22 protein-coding genes are annotated in these 26,600 nt (G+C 46.1%); 19 read left to right on the forward strand and 3 right to left on the reverse strand.

Annotated elements, in window-relative coordinates; all coding sequences use genetic code 11:
• Positions 1 to 10 precede the first annotated feature (10 nt).
• The 19 genes from QL234_RS17510 to QL234_RS17600 all read left to right on the forward strand — a co-directional run bounded on the left by QL234_RS17510 (position 11) and on the right by QL234_RS17600 (position 17,694).
• Positions 11 to 1,063 carry a response regulator gene (locus QL234_RS17510; RefSeq protein ID WP_281559097.1) on the forward strand — a complete coding sequence of 351 codons (1,053 nt, stop codon included), beginning with the start codon at positions 11 to 13 and terminating at the stop codon, positions 1,061 to 1,063.
• Between the two features lie 8 nt (positions 1,064 to 1,071).
• Positions 1,072 to 1,815: a hypothetical protein gene (locus tag QL234_RS17515; protein ID WP_281559098.1), complete on the forward strand. Its 744-nt coding sequence runs from the start codon at positions 1,072 to 1,074 to the stop codon at positions 1,813 to 1,815.
• 1,108 nt (positions 1,816 to 2,923) lie between these two features.
• On the forward strand, positions 2,924 to 4,219 hold the full coding sequence (locus QL234_RS17520; RefSeq protein ID WP_281559099.1) for a hypothetical protein: 1,296 nt from the start codon (positions 2,924 to 2,926) through the stop codon (positions 4,217 to 4,219).
• Positions 4,220 to 4,222: 3 nt separating this feature from the next.
• Positions 4,223 to 4,846 (forward strand): hypothetical protein, encoded by a 624-nt coding sequence (locus QL234_RS17525; protein ID WP_281559100.1) that lies wholly within the window; start codon positions 4,223 to 4,225, stop codon positions 4,844 to 4,846.
• 363 nt (positions 4,847 to 5,209) lie between these two features.
• On the forward strand, positions 5,210 to 6,340 hold the full coding sequence (locus QL234_RS17530; RefSeq protein ID WP_281559101.1) for a hypothetical protein: 1,131 nt from the start codon (positions 5,210 to 5,212) through the stop codon (positions 6,338 to 6,340).
• 14 nt (positions 6,341 to 6,354) lie between these two features.
• The gene (locus QL234_RS17535) at positions 6,355 to 6,705 is read left to right on the forward strand and encodes a hypothetical protein (RefSeq protein ID WP_044842614.1); all 351 of its coding nucleotides are present in this window, start codon (positions 6,355 to 6,357) and stop codon (positions 6,703 to 6,705) included.
• A gap of 213 nt (positions 6,706 to 6,918) precedes the next feature.
• Positions 6,919 to 7,134 carry a hypothetical protein gene (locus tag QL234_RS17540; protein ID WP_281559102.1) on the forward strand — a complete coding sequence of 72 codons (216 nt, stop codon included), beginning with the start codon at positions 6,919 to 6,921 and terminating at the stop codon, positions 7,132 to 7,134.
• Between the two features lie 357 nt (positions 7,135 to 7,491).
• On the forward strand, positions 7,492 to 7,845 hold the full coding sequence (locus tag QL234_RS17545) for a hypothetical protein (protein WP_281559103.1): 354 nt from the start codon (positions 7,492 to 7,494) through the stop codon (positions 7,843 to 7,845).
• Positions 7,846 to 8,241: 396 nt separating this feature from the next.
• A complete protein-coding gene (locus QL234_RS17550; protein WP_281559104.1) occupies positions 8,242 to 8,526 on the forward strand; it encodes a SymE family type I addiction module toxin in 285 nt (94 codons plus the stop codon).
• Between the two features lie 196 nt (positions 8,527 to 8,722).
• A complete protein-coding gene (locus QL234_RS17555; RefSeq protein WP_281559105.1) occupies positions 8,723 to 8,905 on the forward strand; it encodes a hypothetical protein in 183 nt (60 codons plus the stop codon).
• Positions 8,906 to 9,029: 124 nt separating this feature from the next.
• Positions 9,030 to 9,929 (forward strand): hypothetical protein, encoded by a 900-nt coding sequence (locus tag QL234_RS17560; protein WP_281559106.1) that lies wholly within the window; start codon positions 9,030 to 9,032, stop codon positions 9,927 to 9,929.
• A 314-nt stretch (positions 9,930 to 10,243) separates the two neighbouring features.
• Positions 10,244 to 11,485 (forward strand): alpha/beta hydrolase-fold protein, encoded by a 1,242-nt coding sequence (locus tag QL234_RS17565; protein ID WP_281559107.1) that lies wholly within the window; start codon positions 10,244 to 10,246, stop codon positions 11,483 to 11,485.
• Between the two features lie 452 nt (positions 11,486 to 11,937).
• Positions 11,938 to 12,327, forward strand: a complete 390-nt coding sequence (locus tag QL234_RS17570; protein ID WP_281559108.1) for a hypothetical protein — start codon at positions 11,938 to 11,940, stop codon at positions 12,325 to 12,327.
• A 151-nt stretch (positions 12,328 to 12,478) separates the two neighbouring features.
• Positions 12,479 to 14,302 (forward strand): copper resistance system multicopper oxidase, encoded by a 1,824-nt coding sequence (locus QL234_RS17575; RefSeq protein WP_281559109.1) that lies wholly within the window; start codon positions 12,479 to 12,481, stop codon positions 14,300 to 14,302.
• Between the two features lie 10 nt (positions 14,303 to 14,312).
• Positions 14,313 to 15,020: a copper resistance protein B gene (locus tag QL234_RS17580; protein ID WP_281559110.1), complete on the forward strand. Its 708-nt coding sequence runs from the start codon at positions 14,313 to 14,315 to the stop codon at positions 15,018 to 15,020.
• A gap of 55 nt (positions 15,021 to 15,075) precedes the next feature.
• Positions 15,076 to 15,477, forward strand: a complete 402-nt coding sequence (locus QL234_RS17585; RefSeq protein WP_281559111.1) for a copper resistance CopC family protein — start codon at positions 15,076 to 15,078, stop codon at positions 15,475 to 15,477.
• 25 nt (positions 15,478 to 15,502) lie between these two features.
• Positions 15,503 to 16,417, forward strand: a complete 915-nt coding sequence (locus QL234_RS17590) for a CopD family protein (RefSeq protein WP_281559112.1) — start codon at positions 15,503 to 15,505, stop codon at positions 16,415 to 16,417.
• 51 nt (positions 16,418 to 16,468) lie between these two features.
• On the forward strand, positions 16,469 to 16,960 hold the full coding sequence (locus QL234_RS17595) for a nuclear transport factor 2 family protein (RefSeq protein ID WP_281559113.1): 492 nt from the start codon (positions 16,469 to 16,471) through the stop codon (positions 16,958 to 16,960).
• Positions 16,961 to 17,160: 200 nt separating this feature from the next.
• Entirely contained in the window at positions 17,161 to 17,694 is a 534-nt protein-coding gene (locus QL234_RS17600) for an SRPBCC family protein (protein WP_281559114.1), read from the forward strand.
• 106 nt (positions 17,695 to 17,800) lie between these two features.
• Here QL234_RS17600 and QL234_RS17605 read toward each other — a convergent pair whose 3' ends face one another.
• From QL234_RS17605 to QL234_RS17615, 3 genes are all read right to left on the reverse strand, one after another.
• The gene (locus QL234_RS17605; RefSeq protein WP_281559115.1) at positions 17,801 to 19,012 is read right to left on the reverse strand and encodes a sodium:proton antiporter; all 1,212 of its coding nucleotides are present in this window, start codon (positions 19,010 to 19,012) and stop codon (positions 17,801 to 17,803) included.
• 181 nt (positions 19,013 to 19,193) lie between these two features.
• On the reverse strand, positions 19,194 to 24,422 hold the full coding sequence (locus QL234_RS17610) for a DNA repair ATPase (protein WP_281559116.1): 5,229 nt from the start codon (positions 24,420 to 24,422) through the stop codon (positions 19,194 to 19,196).
• Positions 24,423 to 24,542: 120 nt separating this feature from the next.
• Complete coding sequence (locus QL234_RS17615; RefSeq protein ID WP_281559117.1) at positions 24,543 to 26,528, reverse strand: hypothetical protein; 1,986 nt, start codon at positions 26,526 to 26,528, stop codon at positions 24,543 to 24,545.
• Between the last annotated feature and the right edge of the window lie 72 nt (positions 26,529 to 26,600).

Below are 26,600 nucleotides of genomic sequence, written 5' to 3' on the forward strand. Positions count from 1 at the left end.
TGGAAATAATATGAATAAGAAATTTAATATTTTGTTTGTTGACGATGAAGTCAACGGAAATAGAAAAGGTTTAATCGCTAACATTAATTATGATGAGCGTTTTAATGTTACAGAATATCATCCTGTAGACGCAATTGAAGATCTTGATAAAGGACTTATTGAAGATAAGTATGCATTAATTATTGTTGACTATAAGTTGAGCCATGAACCAAATAGAAACAATGTATCATGTCACTCAAATGGATATTCATTAACTAGCTTGTTTAAAGAAAAACTTCCCAATACCCCTGTGTATTTAATCAGTCAAATTCTAACAGATGATATCTCCATGGGTGAACATTACGATAAAATGTTTTCTCATAGTTTCCTTACTTCAGAAAAAGGAAGAGATTTATTGGCCTATGACTGTGAAGATCATCAACAACTTTTAAAAGAAGCTCGAAATTTAAATTCTTTTGAAAAAATATGTGAATTTTTGATGGTACCTAATGAATGTAAAGATGCCTTTAAAGTGGCTTTACCAATTGAGTTTAGAAAAGGTCTATCAAACAACTTAGATAATAATTCTTCACAAGTCTTAGATAAGGAACGCAGTTTTATAAGGTTTGCTAAATGGATAAATCAAATATTCTTACTTAAAAGCGGACCTTTAATTGATGAGTTGGAGGTTGCTGTTTTATTTGGCCTTGATTATGAATATTTTAAAACAAACTTTCGTAAAGAATATGAAAGCGATTTAATGGCATGTGAATATAAGGGGATTTTTGCGAAAACGAATGAAAAAAAATGGTGGAGCCAAGCTGTTTTCGATTTTGCGGTTTCTTTAGCTGATGAGGATTATATTTCATATCCTTGGAAAGTTGTTCCTAAAAAGCTAAATGTTGAAGAAAAATTTTTATCAAAATGTGCTTTATGTCAAGAAAACACCCCTGAGTGTACGGCATTTGATAGAGATGAAACCGAAGGAAATACGAAATATGCAGCTCATTGGAGCTGCACCGTTGCTGCAGAAGATCAGGTCGATCTAGCTGGGTTTAATCCTGTTTTATATTTGGATGATTAGGAGTTATTTTGGCAAAGAAGGATTTTTTTTACGAAGCCTATAAAAAAAATTTATGTAACTTTTTTAAATTTTTATCAGCGGATACACGTGTTAGTCAAGCTCTTGTAAAAACTCTTAGTGAAATAAAAACTAATCAGCAAGTTCTCCAGGCCGCAACTAAAAGCAAAAAAGTGAAGGTGGACTTACCAAGCTTTGAAATACCGTTATTAAACTCGGTAAAATGTGGAGTAGATACAGATTCTTTTTTATCTATAGGCGGTAAAATCGAATTTAATGAGCAAGGTATTGTAAATCAAAGTATATCTGCTTGCCTTATTATAAGGCCCCATGAGGATACAAAAGTTTGTGAAAAGAATGCTACAGGCGTAATGAAAGCTGGAAATAAGTATATAATAAGGCGTTTTCATTTTGATATAGATTCAAGTCAAACTAGTAAGGATCGGCCAATATCACATGTTCAATATGGTGGAAATATTCAAGATGAACAAAAAGGAAGCTCGGAATACCAATTAATCAATTCTATTGATCTGCCTCGAATTCCCTCATTCCCACTAGATGTAGTACAGGTTATCAACTTTTTAATGGATCAATTCGATACAACTTTGAAACAACAATTCAAATTACCTAGCTGGAGGGGAATAGTTGTGGATAATGATGCAATTTGGAAGAAATATTTTTTTGAAAAAATGATTTCAAAAACAAGTAAGCGTAAGACAATGTATGAATGGGCCTGTGATCCGATTAGCTTTTAATAAAGAACTTTATTGTTTTAATTTAGATGATTAATTTGAGGATTATTTACATAGTAAAGTTTTACTTTTTTGTGGATATTACAGTAACTAAACGAACAAAAACAAAAGTTGTAATTTATTTAATTAATAGGGTTTGAAGCGGTCAACTGATTTTGATCACTAGATTTTAAGAATTATACAAAATATGGTTGTTTTTTAATGGAAGTCTATGGCTTTGTTAGATAATAACCGTTTTGAGTCCTTGGAGCTATTGAAACCGCTTACACAGCTCTTCCCAGTTTGGTTGCGCTGTTTTTAAATCTGTCGGCTCGAAGCGATCCCTATATGGTGAGATTGCAGGTTGCATCCAACAGAGTTGTCTATCTGCCTCATGCTTATCTTCCTTTGTCATAAGCTCTCTGCTCTCAAGATATGTGTACAAGGCACGAAGGTAGAATGAGTAGAGGTCGTTTAAGTAGGGAGTGCATCCAACACTCGTGTTTTCAGCTCCGCACCCTAAGTTAATCAGATAAGCAGATGATTCTCTTACGCTCCGCGTGCCCATCGCTATCTGGTTCAGTGAGATGCGACCTAGATTTTTGTTCGCGAGGTCTACAGCCGTTTGCGCCGCGAAGACCGCTGCGTTAGCTCTAGTTACCGCTGTTTCGGCTTTTCTTCGTTCCACAGTCGATTCTGAGGCTTGATACAGTGCGATAAGAGCAGCAGCGATTGCAACTATCAGCCCTAAAATCGCTGGCATACCCGTTGCTGTTATAACGCCAAACCATGATTGGTGGTGGCCACAATGGAGGCATATAACCGCGTCCTTCGGAATTGGACCTACATGGCACCAGCGACAACGCCGGTCGAGAGCGTTCACGTTTTCTTTCATAGTGTCTATCGAGCTATAAATTTTTTGATATTTGGGATTAGGTAAAACAACTCAAATAATTGCAAATTATTAATCTATAGTCTACTTAGCTTTGTTGAATGAATATGGTGGTATCGTTTAAGTTTAATCAAATAATAAATAAAACCTAAATTAATATTGAGATTGAGGGAGCATAGTCTTCTATCATTACTTAAACCAATTTGAAAAATAGCCTAAAAACTAGAGAGGTTCCTCACCATGGCTATATCAAAACTGTTTATTAGAGTTTTATTGTTTTTTATTTTCTGCGGAATAGCACATGCAACCGTGTGCCGTTTGCCTGGCTTAAATGGTTTTAATGAATCACAAATTCGCGGTGAAAAATTTATTAGGTCTACGACATCAAATTTAAAAGACGTAAGTCTATACATTGAGTTGACTGAAAATGGGCCATGGTACCACTCAAATTACATTACACCAGGATTTGAACACCCTACTAAGATTGGTAGAGAAGATATTTATGATGCACAACGTGCGTACAATAACATTGCCATAACACAGGAAATACTTGATAAAGATTCAAGTATAATAGGCCGTTTGGAAAAAGCCTATGAAGAAAACTCTACCATTTATGTTGACCAAAGCGTATTAAATTCAGATGGTACTTCTAAGATTGATTTTGGAAGAGCCAAGAATCTAATCGCGGTTGATGGTAAAACTGGAAAGCAGTTGAGTGAAATAGTAAAGATTGATCGCACTCTAGGCAGGAAAACATTGCTAACCGGTCGAGCACTTGGGTGTTGTTTTTTTGTTTTTCCTCCTCATTTTTTAAAGACATTAGTTGCTCAATTAAGGTCTAAATTATTTAATTCTAAAAATGTTAATATCGTAAGTTTGGTAAAAGATTCTGCTACTGCTAGGGCATTTAAAGAGAGTAAATTTCTGTCTAAAAATGTTAAGCAACCTGACGGATTAGAAACTAAAGTCGCTCTGAGAAATCAAATCAAGGATAGCCGTGGAAAAACGCTTATTGTAGTTGGGCATGTTGAAGGCAAAAAGTTTGTCACTAGGGATGAAGCAGGGAACATGGTCTTTGATTATGATGTTGCTGACTTACATACTTTAGCAAAAAAGAACAACGTGCAACTGATCGCGCTTGGATGTGAAACAGCAAAAAATGTTGATTTGGCTACAACTGGTAGTGGTGTAGTGAAAAAATTTAACACTGTAGATGCTGTATCTAATTTAGAGGCAGCTTTTTCATCTTCGAAAAACTATGCAGAGTTTTTCGAAAACCTTACTAGTCCTGATCTAATGTTTGTTGCTGGTGAAACGTTTTTATCAAAGTCTCCAGAAGCTATTGCCAAAGTTTCCATTTTTTCTAGAATTAAAGGTTCTGTAAGTAAAAGAATACAAGTGGGGGCTGCTTATCTTCTTGGGAGGGGGAGCAAAATAAATTTCTCGAAGCCGACTAAAATGGTAGCAGGACAAGAGCTAACCGAAAGTGAACGTCTCAAAATAATATTGGAAAAACTTACTGGTGAGACAAGGTAATTAATGAAAAATTCTCCTAGTATACTGACCCCTATAAATGAAGCTGTTAATTTTTTAGAACTCATACAACCAGAACATCTTAGCAAGTTCCGAGAAAGCTACCCGGAACTATCTGAGGAGTTGAAGCCTGGAATAATTGCCGGTTCAGAGGATTATTCTTCTGAGTTTATTAAGGCTAAGGCAAATATTATGCTACATACCCTGGAGAGAGCTATCAATGCAGTGAAGATAGGTTCTCGCAAGGCTGCACAAAGGATAACTTGGGTTAATCGTATTCGTACTGGGAGCGAAATATTAGTGCTTGTGGGAAGTTCTTCAGTTCTGGGAACTATTAACCTTGCAAATGAAACACCACACATTTTGGCTGCTGCTATAACATTAATCGCAAGCTGCGGAAGCCTGCTTGCGAAACATACATCAAGAATAACTTCTCCAAAATTAGGTAATATTAATGTCGCATATACTACGCTATCGACTTTAGTCTTTGAAACGAGTGAATTAATAAAGGAATTAAAACTTGCTTTGCGCTTTTCACTTCCATTAGAAGATATTTCTGATCTAATATCTCGAGGTAACCAATTGATGGCCCGGGTAAATAAGTGGGACTCTCAAGTATTGAAGATCTAGTTATTTAGTGTTTCATTGATATTGTGAGTTGTGTAAAGAACTTTATTGTTTAAATTTTTAGGTTGGAATTGTATCTTGGCTTTATAGTAAAGCTCTTTATTTTTTAAAGCTCTGAATTTTATAGTCACTTAATAGGTGTTATAGAGGAATTGAGTAAAGGACTTTATTGTTCTCCTACATTACTTGTGGGTGAGTAATAAAGTATCATACTGAAAACGCCCTGCTTTACTCAAAATATGAGTAAAGCAGGGCGTTTTTTATGGCATCGAAAAAAGTCAGTTTACTATTGTGTGATTATAGATGTTTCTCCGTCTGTCTTTGGCTATAGTTAAACGCTCAACGTTAGTTTTAAAAGGATTTAAAATGACCAGCCCTTCTGTTCAAGAAAAAGCTATAGAGATTTGCTTTCCGGAAAACAATGCCTTTGCATTGCCGTGCGATCCTAATAACCCTGACGAAATTGCCTGCTTTCGAAAAGATAATCCACATATTAAAAGCACTGTTATTCCTCCAGGTACACCGTATATTCTTCGAAGGGAGTTCGGTGAAAATCCCCAGCCCTGGCAGGAGTTGAGGCCTGATCTCTCTGATACCTTTACCCGGCTGAATAATCTGGATGCCGAAACCAGACGTAATATTGCCAATATGAACAAGTCCTTTGGCAGTGAATTATTGGTTGCCTTGTCTGAATTCCATCGTGTTGAAATTGCTCCTTTGGTGTTAAGAACTAAAGAATACGCAAAGGATAAGGTATGGAAAACAGTGAATAAGGAGTCTGGCGGTTTGGTTGGAGCCGGTGTAGGGGCATTGGATAATCGTTTAACCAACTTTAATAAGGCGGTTCTGGAGAGTCAGCGTGCACTGGAAGAAGTACGTAAAGGCTATCAGGCTAAAATCCCCAAGCTGGAGCTATATAAATTAGAGCAGACCGCTAGAGAGTTGTTGCGTGAAATGAAATATAACTTTCAGGCTGAGCTGACTAAATATATGGGCAATGCCAGGGCAAGTGCCAGAGGTACTGTATGGAGCAATCCGGATCGTGCCATAGCTATTGCCAAGAGCGGTCGAACAGCTACTCCTATTCAATTATCAAACGCTAAAGAAATGCAAAGGGTTAAGGAATTTGGCATGGTGGGGAAGTTGGCCGGTCCAGGGCTGTTGATACTTGATATTGGAGTTAGAGTTGGCAATGTGCATGTAGATCAGATGTCGGGACTAGATTGGCAAAGACGGGCTGTTGTTGAGACTACGGGATTAGGAACTGCCGGCTTTTTGGGAACTGCAGGTGCATATGCCGGTGGTGCTGCAGGTACCGCAGCGATTAGTGCTCTTAATGTTGCTTTATTGGCAACACCTGTGGGATGGTGTGTAGTTATCGGTTCGGGCCTGGCTTTGGGGTATTTGGCTGCTAAAGGAGGTGATACGGCTGGCCAGTGGCTCGCCGGGTTGTTTTATGATGCCAGTGCAAGTATCAAATGGAACCGCTTGTTTTAATTTGAGGCTTTAGCATGATTGAGATTACTACAGAGCTATTGTTTGCCATCATTTTTGCACTATCAATTTTTGTGGCGGGGATTGCTACTTTTTGTTTTATCCGGATTTCCGGTAAGCATATCGAACGGGAAATGAAGAAGGAAGGAAAGGTACCGCCGGGGTGGGATTCAACTATGGGATTCAGATATGGGCTTTATGCCATAACTATTGTTCGTAACTCCATAGGGCCCATGTCATTTGTTGATGATGAAGCTGTGTTGCGCCATGCCCGTAAAAAAGACAGATTTTTAGCGTTGTTTTTGGTGATTTCTACGATTGTGTTGATGGTTGTAGGTTGCCTGGTTTATTTTTTATATGCGTCCTAGTTTGGAATTTTTATTCGAATACGAAGACATACATGCCATTTTCAGTATGAAACTTTATTTTTAAAGCCTGGAAAAACTCAACAGAAGAATGGGCCTTGTGAGTAATAAAGTATCATATTAAAAAAGTCAGTTCACTATTGCGTGATTATAGATGCTTCTCCGCCTGTTTTTGGCTACAGTTAAACGCTCACGTTAATTTTAAAAGGATTTAAAATGACCAGCCCCTCAGTTCAAGAAAAAGCGATAGATATCTGCTTTCCGGACAATAATGCCAATGCCTTTGCATTACCGTGTGATCACAATAACCCCGATGAGATTGCCTGTTTTCACCGAGATAATCCGCATATCAAAAATACCGTTATTCCACCGGGGACGCCTTATATTTTCCGAACGAGGCTGGCGAGAACCCTCGTCCCTGGCAAGAGCTGAGGCCTGATCTATCCAGTACCTTTACACAGTTGAATAACCTACCTGCGGAAACCAGGCGCAATATTGCAAATATGAATCAGGCCTTTGGCAGCGAGCTGCTTGTTGCCTTGTCGGAATTTCATCGTGTTGAAATAGCTCCTTTGGTGTTAAAGGCAAAAGAGTACAGCGAGAATAGGATATTAAAAACACTAAATAAGGAATCTGGTGGGTTGGTGTATTGTCATAGGTTCGGCAGTAGCCCTGGGATATTTTTCAGCTAAAGCCGGTGATTCGGCGGGACAATTTTTTGCCGGAATATTTTATGATGCTAGTGCAAATATTAATTGGAATCGTTTGTTCTAATTTGAGGTTTTATGAATGATTGAAATCACAACTGAGCTAGGGTTTGCCATTTCTTTTGCTTTATCACTGTTTGCAATGGCTATTGCTACTTTTTGTTTTATCAGAATATCAGGAAAACACATTGAAAGGGAAATGAAGAAAGAGGGGAAGCTACCCCCTGGGTGGGATTCAACTATGGGGCTTAGGTACGGATTTTATGCAATAACTATTGTACGTAACTCAATAGCACCCATGTCATTTGTTGATGATGATGCAGTGTTGCGTTTTACTCGAAAAAAAGATCGTTACCTTGCTTATTTCTTTGTCATTACGTCGGCTATATTTTTGCTGATTATTTTTACTGCTTACTTGTTCTTTGATTTAGAGTAGGAAAAAGGTTTATGTCTTTATTTATATCTACAAGATATGCCTTATCTTTTGCGTAAAAATATTGATGGTAACTGCCGATCTTGGCAAGAATTAAGGCCAGAGCAATCTAATCCCCTTTAATTAGCAATCAGGTTTTTATTGAGCCTTGACCAATTAAATGACCCGTTGTAAAGCTTTACTTTTCAACCTATTAGATGGTGTTCGCTAGTTGTAAACCTTAAGGGCCACTTTCCAAATTACCAACAAAATAAAACACCAGGCTACTGTTGATTTATCCATCTTTCTAGTCTTTGCTTATGAGTGCTTACAGCAACCCCTGTAACATAAGCCGCACCCCCTGAGTGCATCAACCACTCAGGAGGTGCTAACCAAAACGAACTACACTAGGAGTCCGTCATGGCTGAATATCATCATACGTCAGAGCCACGCCCGGCAAAAGCAAAATATCCCACCAGCCGCCAGCTCACGGTGCTGGAAACCGCTTGCCAAACAAGTCTTAAGCCCAGGGGCATAGGTGTTAATTATGTGCCGGTCAAGCTGGAGCCTTGTATTGTCCTGAGGGGGAAATGGTTGAAGCAGGCCGGTTTTACTATCGGTGAAAAGATCACGGTAACTGCTCTTGGGAGGCAATTAGTGATCCAACCCGCCCAGGTTTTACCTGACTCGGCAGATAAGCGATAAGGCATCAACCAGGCTGCTGCACCTGAAGTTGGTGCAGCACTTTTTTTGGCATGTTTTTGCCGTTAACTTTATTGGCGGGATGGAAAATATAGCTGCCATTGTTACTTTATTGTTATTTTCACACTCTTCACTTTAAAAGCGGTGCAAAATTTAGTATAAAACTTGTGCTCATTTTATATACAAGGACTGTATTACTGTGGCCCATTCCCTTTTTGTTATTTTTATCGCTTGCTTTATTGCTGATCTTTACGCCACAGCTCACTCTTTTTTAAGGCTTTTTGCTTACGGCAATAAAGATCCTAAAACCGTGGATATCACTCCGGACTTTGCCCGTTATCGCGCCGGGGTTAGCCGGGACATCAGCCATCACAGTACATAGTTATTTTAAAGACCTGTGAAGCTCTTGTTTGTATCTATGTCAGCAGCTGCCATTCAGTGCCGGTTAAGCAAGAGCTCATACTTTATTTACTCACTAAATGAACATCTCAATGGAGGAGAATACAATGAATGATATAAACACAACGCTTACCGCGCCTGCACTACCCGGTATCAAAAAAAGGAATGAAATTTTTGATTTTTTATTTTATGACATAGGTTCACTCTCAGCAGAAGAGAAAAAGAACCTGTCACCCATGGAAAATCACGAAGGCTCAATTATTGTGGTATCGCCTAAAGCAGCAAACAAAGAAATACTGGAGTTTGCCACAGCTGCCGACTTTATCAAGGCTGCTCCCCGTGAGGTAAAAGCCTTGGTGGTTGCCGGTGTTGGCAGCTCGGTTATTGGCACCGCATCTCTGGCACGTAATGTCGCAAATACCTACAACATTGCAGTGGCGGGTATTGTTTCCGGATACGGCGCCGCCGATCTGATTTCAGAAGCCTTGGGTGGCTGGTTTTTCTATGGTGCGGCTGATAAACACCGGCTTAAAATGAGAGAGTCGATGGGAGACTTCAGTTCAATGTTTACTGCGAATCCATTTTTCCAGTCAATGCTGCAAGCTGTACCGCAGGCTACAGAGCATGATGGAAAAAATACCGATATTGGGGCATTAAATGAAATATTGGCAGCCAAATCCATCGATCTATCGCTTATTGTCGGACACAGCAAAGGCAACCTGTTGATAGATTATGCTTTAGAGAAATTAGCCAAAAAATTTGCCGACACTGGTCACAGGTATTACGACGCATTGCGTATCGTGTCATTAGGAGCCGTGACCAATTTTCCTCCGCAATTTACCAATGTCTACCAGTTCCTCGGCGGTATTGACTGGTTTGGCGGACTAAATTCCCGCCTGGGGCTGGAGCATACAAAAGTGCCGAGTGCATGGCATCATTTAAACACTGAACTCCCCTATCACATTTCGATCGAATCGCTGTTAAAAGAAAATGTTGCCCTTAGCTAACTACTAGTTTTGGCGGAAATATCTGGCGATAAGGTATCACTTTAAAGCTTATGTTGATAAGCCCGGTTGAGAAACCGGGTTTATTCCGGCTTACCCTGTAGTCTTTGCCTCTGGCGATAGTCCCTCCAGTTCTTAAGGTATTAGGGAAAACCCTGGAGGAATTGGCTTAAGTGCCTGAATTTTATATGTCTTCACCGTTTCTTCACTTTAATTCATCAAGATTTCACCGAGTTTAAGCCGCCAGATACTGCATTAAATATCGGTTCTGATAACGTATAACCACAAGTTAACATCACCTAAAACCCGGGCATTTTATGATAAAAATAATAACCTTAATATTCGCCTTTTTGAGCGTCTTGTTCTCAAAGCTGGCGGCAAGTGAACAAGCTTTACAGACACAGCCGATAATCAGCGGCTATCAATACCAGCACTCTTCCAAGCTGCTTGCTCAAGACCGGCGCTATATGGTGTCCCTGCCGGAACGCTACCATATGAGTAACCGCCACTACGCCAGTTTGTATGTGATAGATGCCGACTTTCAGTTTCAGCATGTCTCCGCCGTGGTGAAAAACCTGGCCCGTATGGGCAAGTTACCGCCCTTGATAGTGATCGGTATCGCCAATCAGGGCAGTGATGACTATCTTAAAACCACGACCTGGCCCGACCCCAAAGATGAAGCATTTGGCGGTGCCGAGCAGTTTCATGCGTACCTTAAACAGGAGTTGGTGCCGTTAATCGACAGCCAATTCCGCACTAAGGGTCAAAAAGCCTTGTCGGGTTATTCACTGGGGGGCTTGTTTACCCTGTACAGCATGATGCAGCCGGATACGCCTTTTAATGCCTTTTTGGCGATGAGCCCCAGCGCCTGGTTTGACGGCAACAGTTTACCGGGCAAGCTAGAGCCTTTGCTTAAACAAGGTAAGCTGACTGCACCTGTGTTTATTTCCCTGGCCAGGGAAGAGGGCATGGGGGTTGATAAAGTGGTCGAGGTTTTTGAACAGTCGGCACCTGCTGCCCTGAAATGGCAATATAAGCACTACCCGGAAGAAAATCATTTCACCACCGCCTTACCCGCCCTTTATGACGGCCTGCAATTTCTTGCCCCTGATTATGCTATTGACGGTACCGACATGCTGGCCATAGGCGATTATCATCAGGTCTTGGCGCATTTTAAGGAGCAGCAGAAAAACTGGGCCGGATTCAGGTTTGAATGGCTGCATGCCTATCAATTTGCCAAATACATGTTCTGGTCAAAACAGTTGGATCAGGTTGACGGTGCCTTACAGGCAATAGGCAAGCAGTTTCCAGAATCCCTCACCGGGGTAACGATTCAGCTGGCCAATGGCTTTAATAAAAGAAAAGATTTTGAGCGTGTCGCACAGCTTTTGGCAAGAGTGAAAGCCGACGGCGAAACCTTGCCCGGCTGGCATAAGCAAATGAGCGTTTATTATCAGGCCATGAATAAACCCGAACTGGCCAGGCAGCACCAACAACAAGCCTTGAAGCTGGCACAGCAATATCAGCTGGAAAGCTGGGAAGTCTGGGAGCTGAAATAGCGTTTTATTTAGGAGCCCGGCAATTTAGTGCTACTTATCTGAATAATAAAGCCGCTTGTCATGCTACTGAGTTCAATCGGGTGCATTTAAATCTTCTTCAGATGCGTCCGTCTAATCCGCGGGGCTGTTGCTTTTTCAATATGAGACTCGCAGTATGTAATGGGCAGCAGCTTTTCCCCCCGGCTCTCTTTTTTTCATCGTCGATAGCCACATCTGATAGCCGGATTAGGACCGATGAGCCAGGGCCAAAAAGTTTAAATTGTGCAACATATGGCGAAAATAATATAACAGCTAAATACGTTATGGCGTATATACTAGTTCCCTGAAAATAAACAAGTCGGCTATTATCAGCAAACTCGCTAGCTACTTGTATGTGCGGCCGGTGAAAAAGAGCCTTGAAGTTTTCTTTTAAACCGGTACGGTAACAAGCTTACACCTTATTAGGGGATTAAATGTTTTTTAAGCAAGGTAAGATAATTATCACGCTCTTTATGCTGCTGGCCTTTACCGGTCAGGCGCTGGCGTATAATGCCGAGCCTTGTACTATGCATGAACCTGCCCCGCAAAGATCTGCCGAGCTGAGCATGCCTGATGGACAAGCCATGAGTATGCAAAGCGGGCATGAGCAGCATTTAGCGTCCCACAGCCATGAAACTATGGCACCAGATGATTGTCAGAATACCTGCTGTTGCCCCATGGGCAGTTGCGTTAGTGCAGCGCTTACCTCTGAAACATCAACTATTGGTGAGTTGTTTATCAACTCAGCTAAAATCAGCCTGGGGAATAATTTGCTGTTAAGTCGTTACCCAGCTTCCCTTTACCGCCCTCCGATACTGAGTTAACGGGGCAGATCCGTCCGTTTTTCGGCGGCTGCCCGATTTTGAACTTTAATTAAAGCAGTAATTATCGTTGAGATAACTTTTACTAAAGTCTTAACTCAAGCACGGCATCTTGTCTGAATTTTTCAGCAGGCCGTAGCTATTTGGAGGCAGTATGTTTGCCAAAAATAAAGCGATCAGCCCTTTGGGGTTGTCGCGCAGAAGGTTTGTGCTCGGGGCCGGCAGCGCCCTGCTGCTAACCGCTATCCCCTTTTCGAAAAAAACCTTGGCCGGGGCCGTTAGCCGCGGGCTCACCACCTTGTCCGGCAAAGTTTTTGACTTAAGCCTGGATTATAAAACCGTCAACTTTACCGGCAGCGAACGCCTGGCCACGGTGATCAACCAGACCTTGCCTGGCCCTGTGCTGCGCTGGAAGGAGGGGGAAACCGTCACCTTAAGGGTAAAAAATAACCTGGCGGAAACCAGCTCACTGCACTGGCACGGCCTGATCCTGGAGAGTGCGATGGACGGTGTACCCGGCATCAGCTTTGACGGCATCAAGCCGGGGGAAACCTTTGAATATAAGTTCAAGGTGCAGCAAAGCGGTACTTACTGGTATCACAGCCACTCGGGCTTCCAGGAGCAAACCGGCATGTACGGCGCTATCGTCATTGACCCACAGGAGCCGGACCCGGTGGCGTATGACAATGAGTATGTGGTGATGCTCACCGACTGGACCGATGAAGATCCCACGGATGTTTACGCCAAGCTGAAAAAAATGTCCGGTTATTACAATTTCAGCGAGCGCACCGCTGGCGATTTGCTGGATGAAATCAAGAAAAACGGCGTGGTTAATACCTTCAATGCCAGGGCCATGTGGAATAAAGCGCGCATGAGCGACCGGGATCTCTCGGATGTGACCAGCCATACCTACACCTATTTAATGAACGGCAATACTCCTGAGCTGGGCTGGCAGGCACTGTTTAATAAAGGTGAAAAGATACGGCTGCGTTTCATTAACGGTGCCGCCATGACTATTTTTGATGTCCGGATCCCGGGACTGAAAATGACGGTGGTGGCCAGCGACGGACAAAATATCCAGCCGGTTACCGTGGATGAGTTCCGCATGGGAGTGGCGGAAACCTATGATGTTATCGTCGAACCGGATAGCGAGCAGGCCTACTGCATCTTTGCCCAGAGCATAGATAGAACCGGTTATGCCGTGGGTAACCTGACCCCGGATGCTAATGTGATTGCCGAAGTGCCGAAAATGGATACCGCTGCCGTGCTTGGCCATGCGGATATGGGCATGGATATGTCGGCGATGGCGGGTATGGATCATTCGGCTATGCCTGGTATGAAACAGCCGGAGATGTCCGGCATGAAAAAATCGGGCATGGATCATAGCGGACACCAGATGAAGGATATGGCAGCCGGTGCTTTAGGCTTGGCGGGCTTTGGCAGTAACAGCGAAATCAAGCATGTGAAGAGTGAGTTTGGCCCGCATGTGGATATGCGCGCCTCCACCCCGAAAAGTGGTCTTTATGATCCCGGTATCGGATTGAGGCAACACCAAAAAGAGCTGGGCCGCAAGGTGCTCAATTACGGCGATATTGTCGGCCTGCAGCCGACGTCGGATCCGCGCGAACCCGGCCGTGAAATTCAGCTGCACCTGACCGGCAATATGAGCCGTTATATGTGGTCGATGAACGGCATTAAATTCGCCGATGCCGAGCCGTTGCAGCTTAAATACGGCGAACGGCTGCGTATCACCCTGGTCAACGATACCATGATGGCCCACCCCATGCACTTACACGGCATGTGGAGTGAACTGGAAACCGGCGAACCCGGTTATATCCCGAAAAAACATACGGTACTGGTACAGCCGGGATCGAAAATCAGTTACCTGGTGAGTGCAGATGCCATGGGCGGTTGGGCCTATCACTGTCACCTGCTCTATCACATGTTGGGTATGTTCAGAAAAGTCGTGGTCAGTTAAGGAGTTTGTGATGAAAAAGCAATTAACACTAGTGTCTTTGGCTTTAGCCGCTGTGCTGGCCAACAGCCCGGTTTATGCGGCAGGCTCGGATGATCCCTTACTGACTAAGGTGATGCTGGATCAGTTTGAAGGCGATGTGAATAACGACAACGCCACCAGCTGGGCGGCGCAGGCCTGGGCCGGTTATGATCTGGAAAAGCTCTGGATCAAAACCGACGGCGAGCGGGCAAACGGTAGCACAGAGTCGGCAGAGCTACAGGCCTTATACAGCAAGGCGGTTGCCCCTTACTGGGATCTGCAGTTTGGTTTCCGGCAAGATTTTAAACCTTCCCCTTCTGCTGAGTGGGCGGTGATTGGTTTCCAGGGACTGGCGCCGTACTTTTTTGAAATGGATAGCGCGCTCTTTATCGGCAAAGAGGGGAAAACCGCACTCAGGGTAGAGGCGGAATACGAAATCATGCTGACCCAGCAATGGGTATTAAGCCCGGAAATCGAAGTTAACTTCTACGGTAAAAATGACCGGACAACCGGCATAGGCTCAGGCTTATCCGACATCGAAGCGGGTCTGCGCCTAAGGTATGAAGTGGTGCGGGAATTTGCTCCCTATATCGGGGTGAACTGGTCGAAAAGTTTCGGCAATACCGCAGACTTTGCCCGCGCCGAAGGGGAAAGCACCAGTGAAACCCAGCTGGTGCTGGGGTTCAGGGCCTGGTTTTAGCAACAGATATCGTTAACAACACAACAATCTAACAATTAAATTAGAGAAGAATTTTATGAAAGTATTCAAAGTATTAACAGTAATGATTTTAGTAACCCTAAGCACTCTGGCTGCGGCCCACTCCAAACTGAAGGCTTCTATGCCCGCCAACGGCGCCATGCTGAATCACCCGCCGCAAGTAGTATCGCTGGAATTTGTCTCCGATGTCCGCCTGGTGAAATTAAAGCTGACGGATGAAGCCGGCAAAACCATTAAACTCGGCAGCAAACCGGATAAGGGCTTTGGCAGTAAGTTTCAATTGCCTGTGCCTGATTTGGCCGTGGGCAGTTACCAGGTGAACTGGCTGGCCATGGGTAAAGATGCCCATAAAATGACCGGTGAATTCAGCTTTATGGTGCATAGCAGCTCGAAAAAACGTACCACAGACGACGGTCACAGTAACCACAATCACGAGTAATGGCCGTTTGATGTGAGGAAGTATTATGGAACTCACTGTTTGGGACTATAGCAACCTGGTTTCCAAATGGCTGATTTATATCGGGGTGGCCGCAGCGGTCGGCGGCCCCTTTATTGCGGCTTTAATTAAACCTGCCAGCCAGGTCAAGGCGGTGATCGAGTATGTGGTGCTGGGTATTATGCTCGGTATTGTCGCGGTGATCGCCAACTTCTTTATCCAGGTAGGCGCATTTGCCGAAGCAGGATTTGGCGGCATGTTTGATGGTGAATTGATCGACTTGTTGTGGCAAAGCCCGGTGGGAGATTCGGTGTTCTGGCGCCTGAGCGGCTTTACGCTGTTAGTGTTCGGTGTATGGATAACAGGCAGGTTTACGGAGAAGTCCCGGGCCGGATTGCAGAAAATGCAGGGCCAACTTATGGCGGCCTTTTATATTTTCGCCCTGCCGGTCCTGGCTTATTCCTTTACCTTTATCGGTCATAATGCCGATATCGGCGGGATTGCCAAGTGGTTGATAGCCTTTCATGTCCTGGCCCTTGCCTGGTGGATAGGGGCTTTATATCCCTTGTGGCTCAGCTGTCGGATATTAGAGCAAAAAGCCCTGTACGCCCTGATGCACCTATTTGGCCGGCTTGCCATGGTGATTGTCGGGATTTTATTGATTTCCGGGGTTAGCTTGCTGGTAATGTTTATGGACAGTCCGGCGGAATTAATCACCACCCCTTATGGCCAGCTGATGCTGTTAAAACTTTTGCTGGTCTCGGCAATTTTATTGATGGCCGCCTGGCATAAATTTCATTTAGTACCTGCGGTTCATCACGGCAAAAAGCAGGACTGTCAACATCTGCAAAAATCGATCTCGGTTGAGATCTGGGTGGCGGCGGTGATTTTGGCGGTTACCTCAGTGTTATCTACGGTAATGGGACCGGCCAATCTGGCCTGACTTCATTTACCGTTACTTATATAAAAACAGAGAAAATAAACAGGAAAAATAATGAATAAACTAACTAAGAAATTTAGCCTATTGCTGCTGTTCGTGAGCACTTTATTGATGCAAACCAGTGTTTTTGCCCATGGCAAAGAGCATCATAACAATAAACCTGCATTGTTCAGCGGCTTGGGTAGTGAAGCAGCCAAGGTGGTCAAAACCTTTCACCGGGCATTGCAAACCGGTGATGAGCAAACGGCCCGGGATTTATTGGCAGATGATGTACTGATTTTTGAAGGAGGCCGGGTAGAGCGCTCGGCGCAGCAATATGCCAGCCATCATATGAAAGCGGATATCCAGTATCTGAAGTCGTTGCAGATAAAACCGCTGGAACACCAGGTGCAGGTATCCGGCGATACCGCTGTTTCCATGTACCGCGGCCAGATCACCGGTAGCTATAACAGTAAAGCGGTTGATCGGCAAAGCATGGAAACCCTGGTATTAAAGAAACACAAGGGCGGCAGCTGGAAGATCACTAAAATTCACTGGTCTGGCTGATATCGGCTTTTGCGATTGTTGAAGCTACTTTAGCTTAAAAAGCCCCTTTAATTGCCATTAAAGGGGCTTTTTATTTTTCTGGTTCATATATGCACCACTGTGACCTGTTTTTTGCTGTATCTGTGTATTTATAGACCGAATATACTGGCCCCATATCGATGTTTTACCATCCGGGTACCGACATTCGTGAGGAGCAAGTTATGAAATTAAACAGAACAGTAATTATCAACAAACCGGTTAACAAGGTCTGGCAGGTGGCGGCAGAAGATTTTGCCAATGCTTATAAATGGATGACCGGCGTGGTGCACTCATACGAGACTCCGGCTGCTAAGCAAGCTGGCGATGCTTTGCCGGGCCGCATCTGTTACCTGGAAAATAAAGAGAACCCGTTTCATGCGGTAGAAAATATCCTTAGCTTTGATGCTGATAACCACAGGCTCGAATTTGAAATTTTTCCGGTGAAAACGTCCGGCGGCGATATTCCGATTATAAAAAACCATGTGGTGATGCAGTTTAAGTCGACCCCGGATGGCGGCACTCAGGTATTTTGGGATTGTAATGTCGAGCTTAAGTTACTGGGTAAAATCTTATATCCGTTGTTAAAACTCGGTTTAAACAAAGGTTTTGACGGCATATTAAATGATCTGAAAGTTTATGTGGAAACCGGTCAGGTGAGCGCGAAAAAGAAAAAATTTGATAAAAAAATTGGTCCTCTTAAAATCGCCACCGTTTGAAGCCTGAGCAGAAAAGATGATCATAAGACAATCAAAACAGCCGCTTGTGCCTGCTGCGAACTCACCGCGGATATGCCTTAATGCTCTTCTGATAAAGCGATCTAAGTTATATTTTCAACCTTTTCACTAATAAAGGGTTGGTGGTGGCTTGCACAATCAGGGTAAATAAGACTACGCCAAAACCTATGGATTGAATGGTCCACCAGTAGGGCAGCTCGGTAGGCAGCGACAGCACCAGGGCTATGGTGACGGCACCGCGCAGGCCACCCCAGATCATGATCGGCGGGTACCTGGGATCTATGGTTTGTCCCAGGGTAAATCTGTTCAAGCTGGTGGAGCTATAAACGGCAATAAAGCGTGCCACCGTAGCGGCGATCACCGCAAGCCCTATCGCCAGCCAGCGCTCGGTGAACATGTCGACAGAAACCACCAGTCCCAATAAGACAAAGACGAAGACGTTGGCGATAAAACCGATAGACTCCCAGATACTGTGAAGTTCATCTTCCACCGGGGTGAGGGCTTGTTGGCCGAGCCTTTTAAAGGCGATGGCGGCAAATAATACCGCGACTATGCCGGAAACATGGAAAAAGTGCTCGCCGATATAAAAACTGCCGTAGGCCAATACCAGGGAAACCAGCACCAGGGCCGGCACGTTAACCGCCAATAACCTGAGGGAAAAAGCAAACATGCAGCCCATCAGCATGCCGACTAAAATGCCGCCGAAGAATATTTTCAAGAACTGGACTAAACCCGAGATCACGTCCGGTTCAGCGGCGCCTATGCCGATACTGACCAGGATAGTAAACAGGGCGATGGCCGTGGCATCGTTAAATAAGCTTTCTCCTTCAATTAGCACATTCAGCTCAGCCGGCGCTTTCAGGGCTTTTAATTGCGCCACCACTGCCACTGGATCTGTGGCGGAAACCACGGCACCGGTGATCAGGGCGGCGATAAAGGGAAATCCCGGGTGTCCTATGCCGTAAAAAAGTAATACGGCAGTCAGCACAGTTGATAACAGCAAACCTATAGTGGCCAGGGTCAGTACGTTCGGCAGGAATTTAAATAATAGCTTGCTGTCCAACACAAAGGCTGCTTCAAAAATCAATACCGGCAGCAGTACAAACAGCATCAGATCCTGGAAGTTGCTGGCCCGGATGCCGCTGTCCCAGTCAAAGATTTCTATGGAGAAAGACAGGATAAACCCCAGCAGCACCAGGGCCAGGGAATAAGGGATTTTTATTACACGTATCACCATCAGACCGGTTATGCCGGTCACGGCGAAAATCAGCACAACACCTATGATTTCAATAGCTGTCATATCTTCCATCCAAGCACATGGTAAAGAAGACCTTCTTTCAGCGAAATATTGAATGTGTATTAGTGTAGCTCTTGCTGATAAAAGTGTGAGTTTATATCCGCTTGTGGAGGAAAGCTTGGCAGGCAGGTTCCCGCCAGGCGTTTAGACCCGGCGGGGAGGAGGAGTGCTTTTCCTTTAACTATCAGTCCTGTATTAATTCATCCGAACTGTTTTCTCTGTCCTGCACCAGTTCCCGGCTGATTTTCTGAATTTCACTGGTGGCGCTGCGCACTGGCTGTCCCGGTTTAACCTCCAGTGTTTTCAGGGTTTCCACCAGGGCGCTGTCCAGAGCCTGGTTGTTTTGCAAGGTCGTGACCAGGGGAGTCAGGAAAGCCTCCATTTTTTCGCTGAATATCGCCAGAGTTTTTTCCAGCTCGGCATTGTTGCCGGCTTCTGCTTTTTGGCCGTTTAATTGGCTGGCCAGTGCCGACAATGACTGACTTATCTGCTCCAAACCGTCTGATTTTGGCTGCTCCAGGGCGCTGCCTATCTGGCCCAGGCCCTGCTGCAATAACGAAATCTGGCTGGCAATCGAAGCCAGCGGATCATCGCCGCTGCCCAGGTTCTGGTGGCGGACATAATCGTTTTTGATTTGCTGCCAGCGCTGCTCTTGTTCATCCGTTAACGTTTCTCTTAGTTCCGCCAGTTTTAACAGGTTTTCTTCCGCGCCTACCGTCAGGGTTTGTGCTTCGCCGCGGTAATGATCTGCAATCAGCAGTTCCAGCTCTTCATCCGTCATCACCGGCACCACTTTTTCCGCCATCTTGTTCATATTGCGGTAGCTGCCCTGTAATTTAAACGGCGGTTCCACTCGGTATTTATCATCCTGGGCGGCGGAGGCAATATATTGTTCGTTGGCCTTAAGTACGGTTTGCTGGATTTTACGGATGCGCTGGATCACCGCGATGATCTCGTTCACTTCCGCCTGGGAATAACCGTGTTTGAGTTCGGTGATCGGCAGCGGTTCGCCGTCGGCCATTTTTACCAGTTGGTAGAGGTCGTCCATATCCCGGGTGGCCAGCGGCGCGATATAGCTGTTGCTGGTTAAGCTGTTTTCGATAAAGCTCAACGAGAACTCATGTTCACGGCCGCTTAAGGTGTCACCCAGGTTATAGATGTCGGCGCGGTTGGCGAGCATATCCGGGATGGTAAAGGCTTCGCCGGATTCGGTATAAGGGTTACCCGCCATGACTACGGCAAACTTTTTGCCGCGCATGTCATAGGTTTTGCTTTCGCCGTTCCAGACGCCGTCTACTCGCCTTGAGCCGTCACACAGGGAAATAAATTTCTGCAAAAACTCCGGGTTGGTATGTTGGATATCATCCAGGTAGAGCATAACATTATTGCCCATCTCAAACGCCAGGTTGATTTTTTCTACTTCGCTGCGGGCGGTGGAGTTATTGGCCTGGGCGGGATCCAGGGACAACTGCTCATGGCCGATAGACGGACAGTTGACCTTGACGAAGGTCATACCGAGCTTGCTGGCGACATATTCTATCAAGGTGGTTTTACCGTATCCCGGCGGCGAGATCATTAATAACAAACCCATGAGATCCGAGCGTTTATTATTGCCGGCGGCGCCGATCTGTTTGGCCAGGTTAGTGCCGATAATAGGGAAATAGACGTCGTTGATCAGTTTGTTGCGGACAAAAGACGACAGTGCCCCCGGTTTGAACTCCTGCAGGCGCAAGCGCTGGCGTTGCTCGGCTAATATCTGCTGTTTCAGCTGGTGGAATCGGGTAAAAGCCGGTACTTGCTCGTTGGTAAAGTTTCTCAGCCGGGCAATAAATTCCTGGTAGCTAAATGCCAGTACCTGCTCCTTGATGCGGCCATGTTGCCCCAATAAACCTTTGACCATACCCGAGGTATTGGCGCTGGAGTCATAAAATTTCAACGGCTCTTTCAGCGTCATCAGGCTGGCACCTTCAAGGATTAATTCCTGATCGGCATCAATATCCTGATGCCCGGCAAACGAGGTTAACCAGGCAAGGTGCAGTTTCATTTTCTGCTCCAGGCTGCTGCATCCGGCCAGGGCCGATTGCAGTTGCTGCTCCAGGCTTTTATGTTTGAGCTGGTTTTGTAACTGATTTACCAGGCTTTTTGCGGCTTCACGGATCACGTATTGCTGTTTGCCGTCGGCAAATTCATTGATCAGATAATCTGCGGCTAAACGGCTGTCGCAGGCCAGCCAATTTTGCTCTGTGATCAGCTCGGTTAAGGCTTGAGCCAGTTCATCGCTCAGCTGGGCGCGCAGCTCACTGCTACCGAAAGTTTGCTCCATCAAATAGAGGTTGTGACAGCGGTTAACTAATTGCTGGCGTGCCTCATCATTGAGCCCGGTTGCCATATAAACCCATGCCAGGCGGCGCTCGGCCGCGGCATAGGCTAGCAGGCCTACCGATTGGCGTAAGGCCAGTAATTCGCTCAGGATCAGGCTGGCATCGGCGTCGTGCACCCCTTTGTCATAACCTTCCTGGTATCTGGGCTCAGCGGCTTTTCGCACCAGCTCGGTTAAAGTGTTTTCTTTTGCCGCACCAAGCAGAGTATCTATGCCGGTGCTGCCTTTGGCTTCGGCCTCGAATAAGATACTTGCTGCCAGGTATTCGCCGCGGTAAACCTCGGGGCTTTCTGAGATCAGCTCCTGCTGCCATAAATGCTCGGTGCCGGCAAAAAGCTCAGGCGCTAACGGTTCAAAATAGTCGGTGCCGCTGATATGCAGCACCATAGATTGTTCCCTGGGCAGTAAGGTCAGTTCCAGCTTTTGCCGGTTGACGGAGAACTGGTGTTCGCCGATTTTTACCAGGCTGCCGTCGGCGGAATAAATATCGGTTTTGTCGCGCAAGGCACGTATGCCCTGCTCTTTGGCGTTTTTCAGTTGGGCGTCGACATCGTCGGCACGCACGTTATCGTCCAGATCCCGCAACTGCTCCGTCAGCTGTCTTAATTTCGCCACCATAGGGTCGGCGGCAAAATAGCTGTTGAGCTTATTAACGTCGTTAAAGTCCTGGCTGCGGCGGTTGATGCCTTCGAGGATACGGTCGGCGGCGGTTTTCAGGTTTAAACAGCGTCTTTGCTGGGCATCCATTAACTGCTGTTTATGCTGCTCGAAGTTGTCGTAAATTTCGTCCCGTTTGGCGAGGATTTCCTGGTAGAACTCATCATAGTCGCTGAACTGGCTTTCCAGTTCTTCCAGCTGGATCAGCAAGGTCGATAACTGCTGATCACAGGCCTGCGGCGTATCGCTGGCATTTAAGGCACTGGTGACACTTTGTCCCAGCAGCTTAAAGCGGGCGCCAAATTCTGCACGGGCTTCTTCTGAACCGACATTTTTCGCCGCCAGCTCGGCGCTTGCCTTAACCCGATTGATTTGGCTGAAAACGGTGGAGATATCTTCCAGTATCCGGGTGCGTTGCCGGCTGTCTTCGATATTCAGCGACAGCATGGTATGGTTGAGCAGTTCCAGCCCCTGTACCTGCTCGTCTATGGCGGCACGTATCGGTTTTAATGCGGTGATCGATTCGCTTGCTGCTATTTCTTTTTCCAGTTGCTCGATTTTTTCCTGATAAGGCTTCAGTGCCTGGTCTTGCTGGAGAAAATCTGCCGTGGCCTGGCTTAAGGTGAGTGTTAATGCTTCTAACTCGTCCTCCATGGTGTCGATTTGTGCGAGATCTATATATTTCAGATCTTTATGGGAGATCAGCTCTCCTTTAAAGGCGGCAAGATCCGTCAGCCCCTGGACATATCCTTCGGCGCTGTCGAAACTGGCTTTTTCACAACGTTTGATTATCTCTGCTTGTTTTTGTCTGGCCTCGAGCATGACCTGATCGGAAGCCGCCTTGATACTGGCGACTTTTTCAAATTCATCCAGCACCAGCTCTGAGGTGTTGATCACTTGTTTGATCAGCTCATTGAGGGCTGATAACTGGGGGTCGGTTAACCAGTGATATTTATCCAGCAGCTGCGCCGACTCTTTTACCAGGTCGTTGAAGTGATGCACGCTCGGGGTTTTGACATTGATCAGCTTAACTACGCCGTATAAGTCAGAAATGCCCCGTACCAGCTCCGGGTTGCCGATTTTGCCGAACAATCCGCTTTCTTTTGGTTGTTCGCTGGCATATTCGTCACTGCAGAACGGTGTTTGCCAGATTTGCATGGCGTGGATGCGTGACGGCTCCGACTCGGCGTTAAACACCACGGCGCGACCGTTATTGGCCAGACTCTGGCCGTGGCCGTATATGGGGTTTTGCAGGGTACGGGTGATCAGGTTATAACCGAACAGCGCATACTGGCCTTCATTTGGCTCGTAAAAGATATAAAGAAAGTCTTCGCCGTTGGGGGATTTTACTACCCGGTGCAGCTGAAGGTCTTCGGCGTTGTCGTCAAAGCTTTTGTTTTCACCGCTTTGCAGGTAATAACCGCCGGGGAAAATAATGCCGTGATCTTCCGGTAGCTGGACACAGGCATGCTCTATGGCGTCCTGGCGCAATACTTCTTGGGTTTTGCAGTTAAAAATCAGGTGGCGGGTTTGCTGCTCCCGGTAGGGTTTGATTTTTAACAGGATCAGCTCGCCAACCTTGGCATAATGGATTTCGGCATCGTCCAGCGATTGATGGGCGTCGTCGACTTCTTCGCTATAGATGCCCTGGCCGTCTTCGGTATTGTTTTCAACCTTGAGGGTTAGGCTGCCGTTGATGGCTTCAACAAACAAGGTATCGAATAAATTGTAATGGGGGTGTTTGCCGGTTTCCTGCTGCTCGCGGCTGACTTTTTGCCATTCAAAGTCGAAATTTTCCGGCTGTTTGATATTGCGCTCGCCGCGGTTGTCGATATAACGGACTTCGCCGTCGGCGGCTATGCCCCACTGGAATACCCGGATATCGTCGAGGCGCTCGCCGATCTGGAATACGGCAAAGACCTTGCTGCCCTGGCGGTAAACATGGGCAAGAAAGGTTTTTTTATAATAGGTGTAGAGTTCGTCAAAGTCGCGGATAAAGTCGGCGTGGTCTAAAAAGCTGCCGGCAAAAGGCACGTCCACCATTTCCAGCTCGCCGTCATTGTCAACCAGCTTATGCAGGCTGAAAACATCCGCTACCGTGATATTGCGTTTCAGGCCGAGGAAAACGTTATAACCAAACAGCAATAACTCGCCGATGGCGGCGATATCCCGGGCGACACAGTTATGTTCGGTGCGCACCCTGACCCTGGCTTCAACCTTCATGTCGGTTGAACCGAACAGGGATATACGATCATCATTAAGCTGTTTAAGCTGGCCGGTGAGGTCTTCACCTAAGCCCTGCAACCGGCGCTGGATCAATTCATAGGAGCCGCCCTGGGCTACGGCTTCATTATCGACATTTTCCATCTCGGACATTTAACTCTCCACGGGATATATTTTAGCCCTTGCCCGGACAGGGGAAGGGCTTAAGCTGATGGCATAAATTTGTGCTCGCCCGCTCTTTGGCAGCAGGCGATGTTTTTCGGGATAAACCGGCTATTTAACGTCTGAGGTATTTTTACCACCTAAGCCGCTGAGCAGGCTGGCTATTGCCCCTTTCTGGCTGTCATCGGCATTGTTCAGGCTGGACAATAACTTGGCCATATTGATGTTTTTCAGGGTTTCGCTGGAATCGGAAGCCCCCGCCAATACACCTTTCAAGTCGTCCATGATGTTACGGTCGCCGTTTAACTGATCTTTAAACAGGGTTTGTACCGTCTCGCTTTCGCTGACTAAACCATCCAGGGATTTACCTACGGTAATGGACTTCATGAACTGGCGTAAGAAGTCGCCGTCGCCGCCCATGATGTTGATGTTGGCTTCGCCCAGGGCTTTGGCCAGGACTTCCGCCTGTTTCTCGGCCAAATCAACGCTGTTGTCCAGCTTCGCCAGGGTCAGCTCTCTCTCCTGGTTCAGGCGCAGGCCGAAGGTTTCAAAGTCACGCGCAGAGTCGGTCATGGCATCGAGCACTTCCTGCTTCTCGCGCAGGCCTGTGGCTTCTGCCAGGGCTTTTTCTTCAATGCCTTTGGCTTCTGCGGTTAGTTTCAGCTCCAGCGATTTCGCTTCTGCTTCGCCGTGTCTTTCCTGGGCATCCGCCTGGGCCAGGGTCACTTGTGCTTCTGCCAGGCCGAGTGAAGCCGCTTCCGCCTGCTCCCCTTCGGCGAGGATTTTCTTCGCTTCCGCCTGTTTGCTGGCGGCTTTTAATTCTGCTTCGGCTATGGTTTGCAGCTTGCGGGCTTTGTGCTCTGCCGCCTGCTCTTCCGCCTTGGCGGCTTCGATATCTTTTACCAGGGCTTCTTCGGCTTCTGCCTTGGCCTTGATTACCTGCTCTTCTTTTAAACGGTTGGCTTCAGAAACCACACGCAGATCTTTGATGTTCTCTTCTTCTTCCGCGACGCTCTTCTCCACCGCAATACGTTCTTTTTGTACTTCGGCGATATTTTTACGTTCGATTTCAAGCGCTTTTTCTTTGTCTATGCGCAGGGTTTCTACCTCTTTTTCCCGGTCGATGGCTTCGATCTGGCGGGCGCGTTTGACTTTTTCTTCCTCGATGGCAACCGCCCTGAGCTTGTTCTGCTCGGCGATCTCTGCTTCACGCAGCTTGTTTTCTTCGGCTACGGCAATCACCTGCTCGGTGTCGATTCTCGCCTGTTCGGCCTTGCTGCGCTCTTCTTCCATGATTTTCGCGGTTTCCGCTTCTTCGCGGGCTTTTACCGTCGCTACTTCCCTTTGTTGTTTGGCTTCGGCGTCTGCCAGCTGGCGTTCCAGTTCCAGGGCTTTTTCTTTGGCGTCGATGTCCTGGCGTTTGATGCGGATTTCTTCCTGGCGCTTAAGGTCGTTGGTTTCTACGCTTTGCTGGGCGGTCAGCTCAGTGATGCGGCGGATACCTTCGGCGTCCATGATGTTGTTGGGATCAAGATCCCGGATAGAGGTTTGCTCAAGGAAATCGATGGCAACATCTTCTAATACATAACCGGATAAGTCCTGGCCGATCACTTCTTTGATTTTATCGCGGAAGCTGTTGCGCTGGGTAAATAACTCGGTAAAGTTCAGTTGCTTACCTACGGTTTTCAGGGCTTCCGAGAACTTGGCTTCGAACAGTTCCTGCAAGGTTTCCGGGTAGGAAGAACGATCGCAACCCACTTGTTTCGCCACCCGTAAGATGTCTTCCTTGGTTTCATTGACCCGGATATAAAAGGTGATGATGATATCGGCGCGGATATTATCCTGGCAGATCAAACCCGAACGCCCTTTACGCTCGAGCACCATACGTTTGGTGGAGATGTCCATGATTTCTTTTTTATGGATCACCGGAATCACCATGCCGCCGGTGGTGCTAACTTCCGGCTCGGCGCGTAATTTATTAATGATCAGCGCCTGACCCTGTTCAACCTTGTTATAAAACTTGGCGACCATGATCAGGAGTGAAAAGACGAACAATACGCCTATGCCAATTGCTAAAAAAAGTGGTTCCAAAACCATAGGTTTTTCCTCTTATTAATATTGGCTGCCGGCGTGCAGACCGGCAGCGTAAGTTTTTAATCTTGTGTTTAA

The organism is Thalassomonas sp. RHCl1 (genome assembly GCF_947387555.1).
Classification (GTDB): domain Bacteria; phylum Pseudomonadota; class Gammaproteobacteria; order Enterobacterales; family Alteromonadaceae; genus Thalassomonas.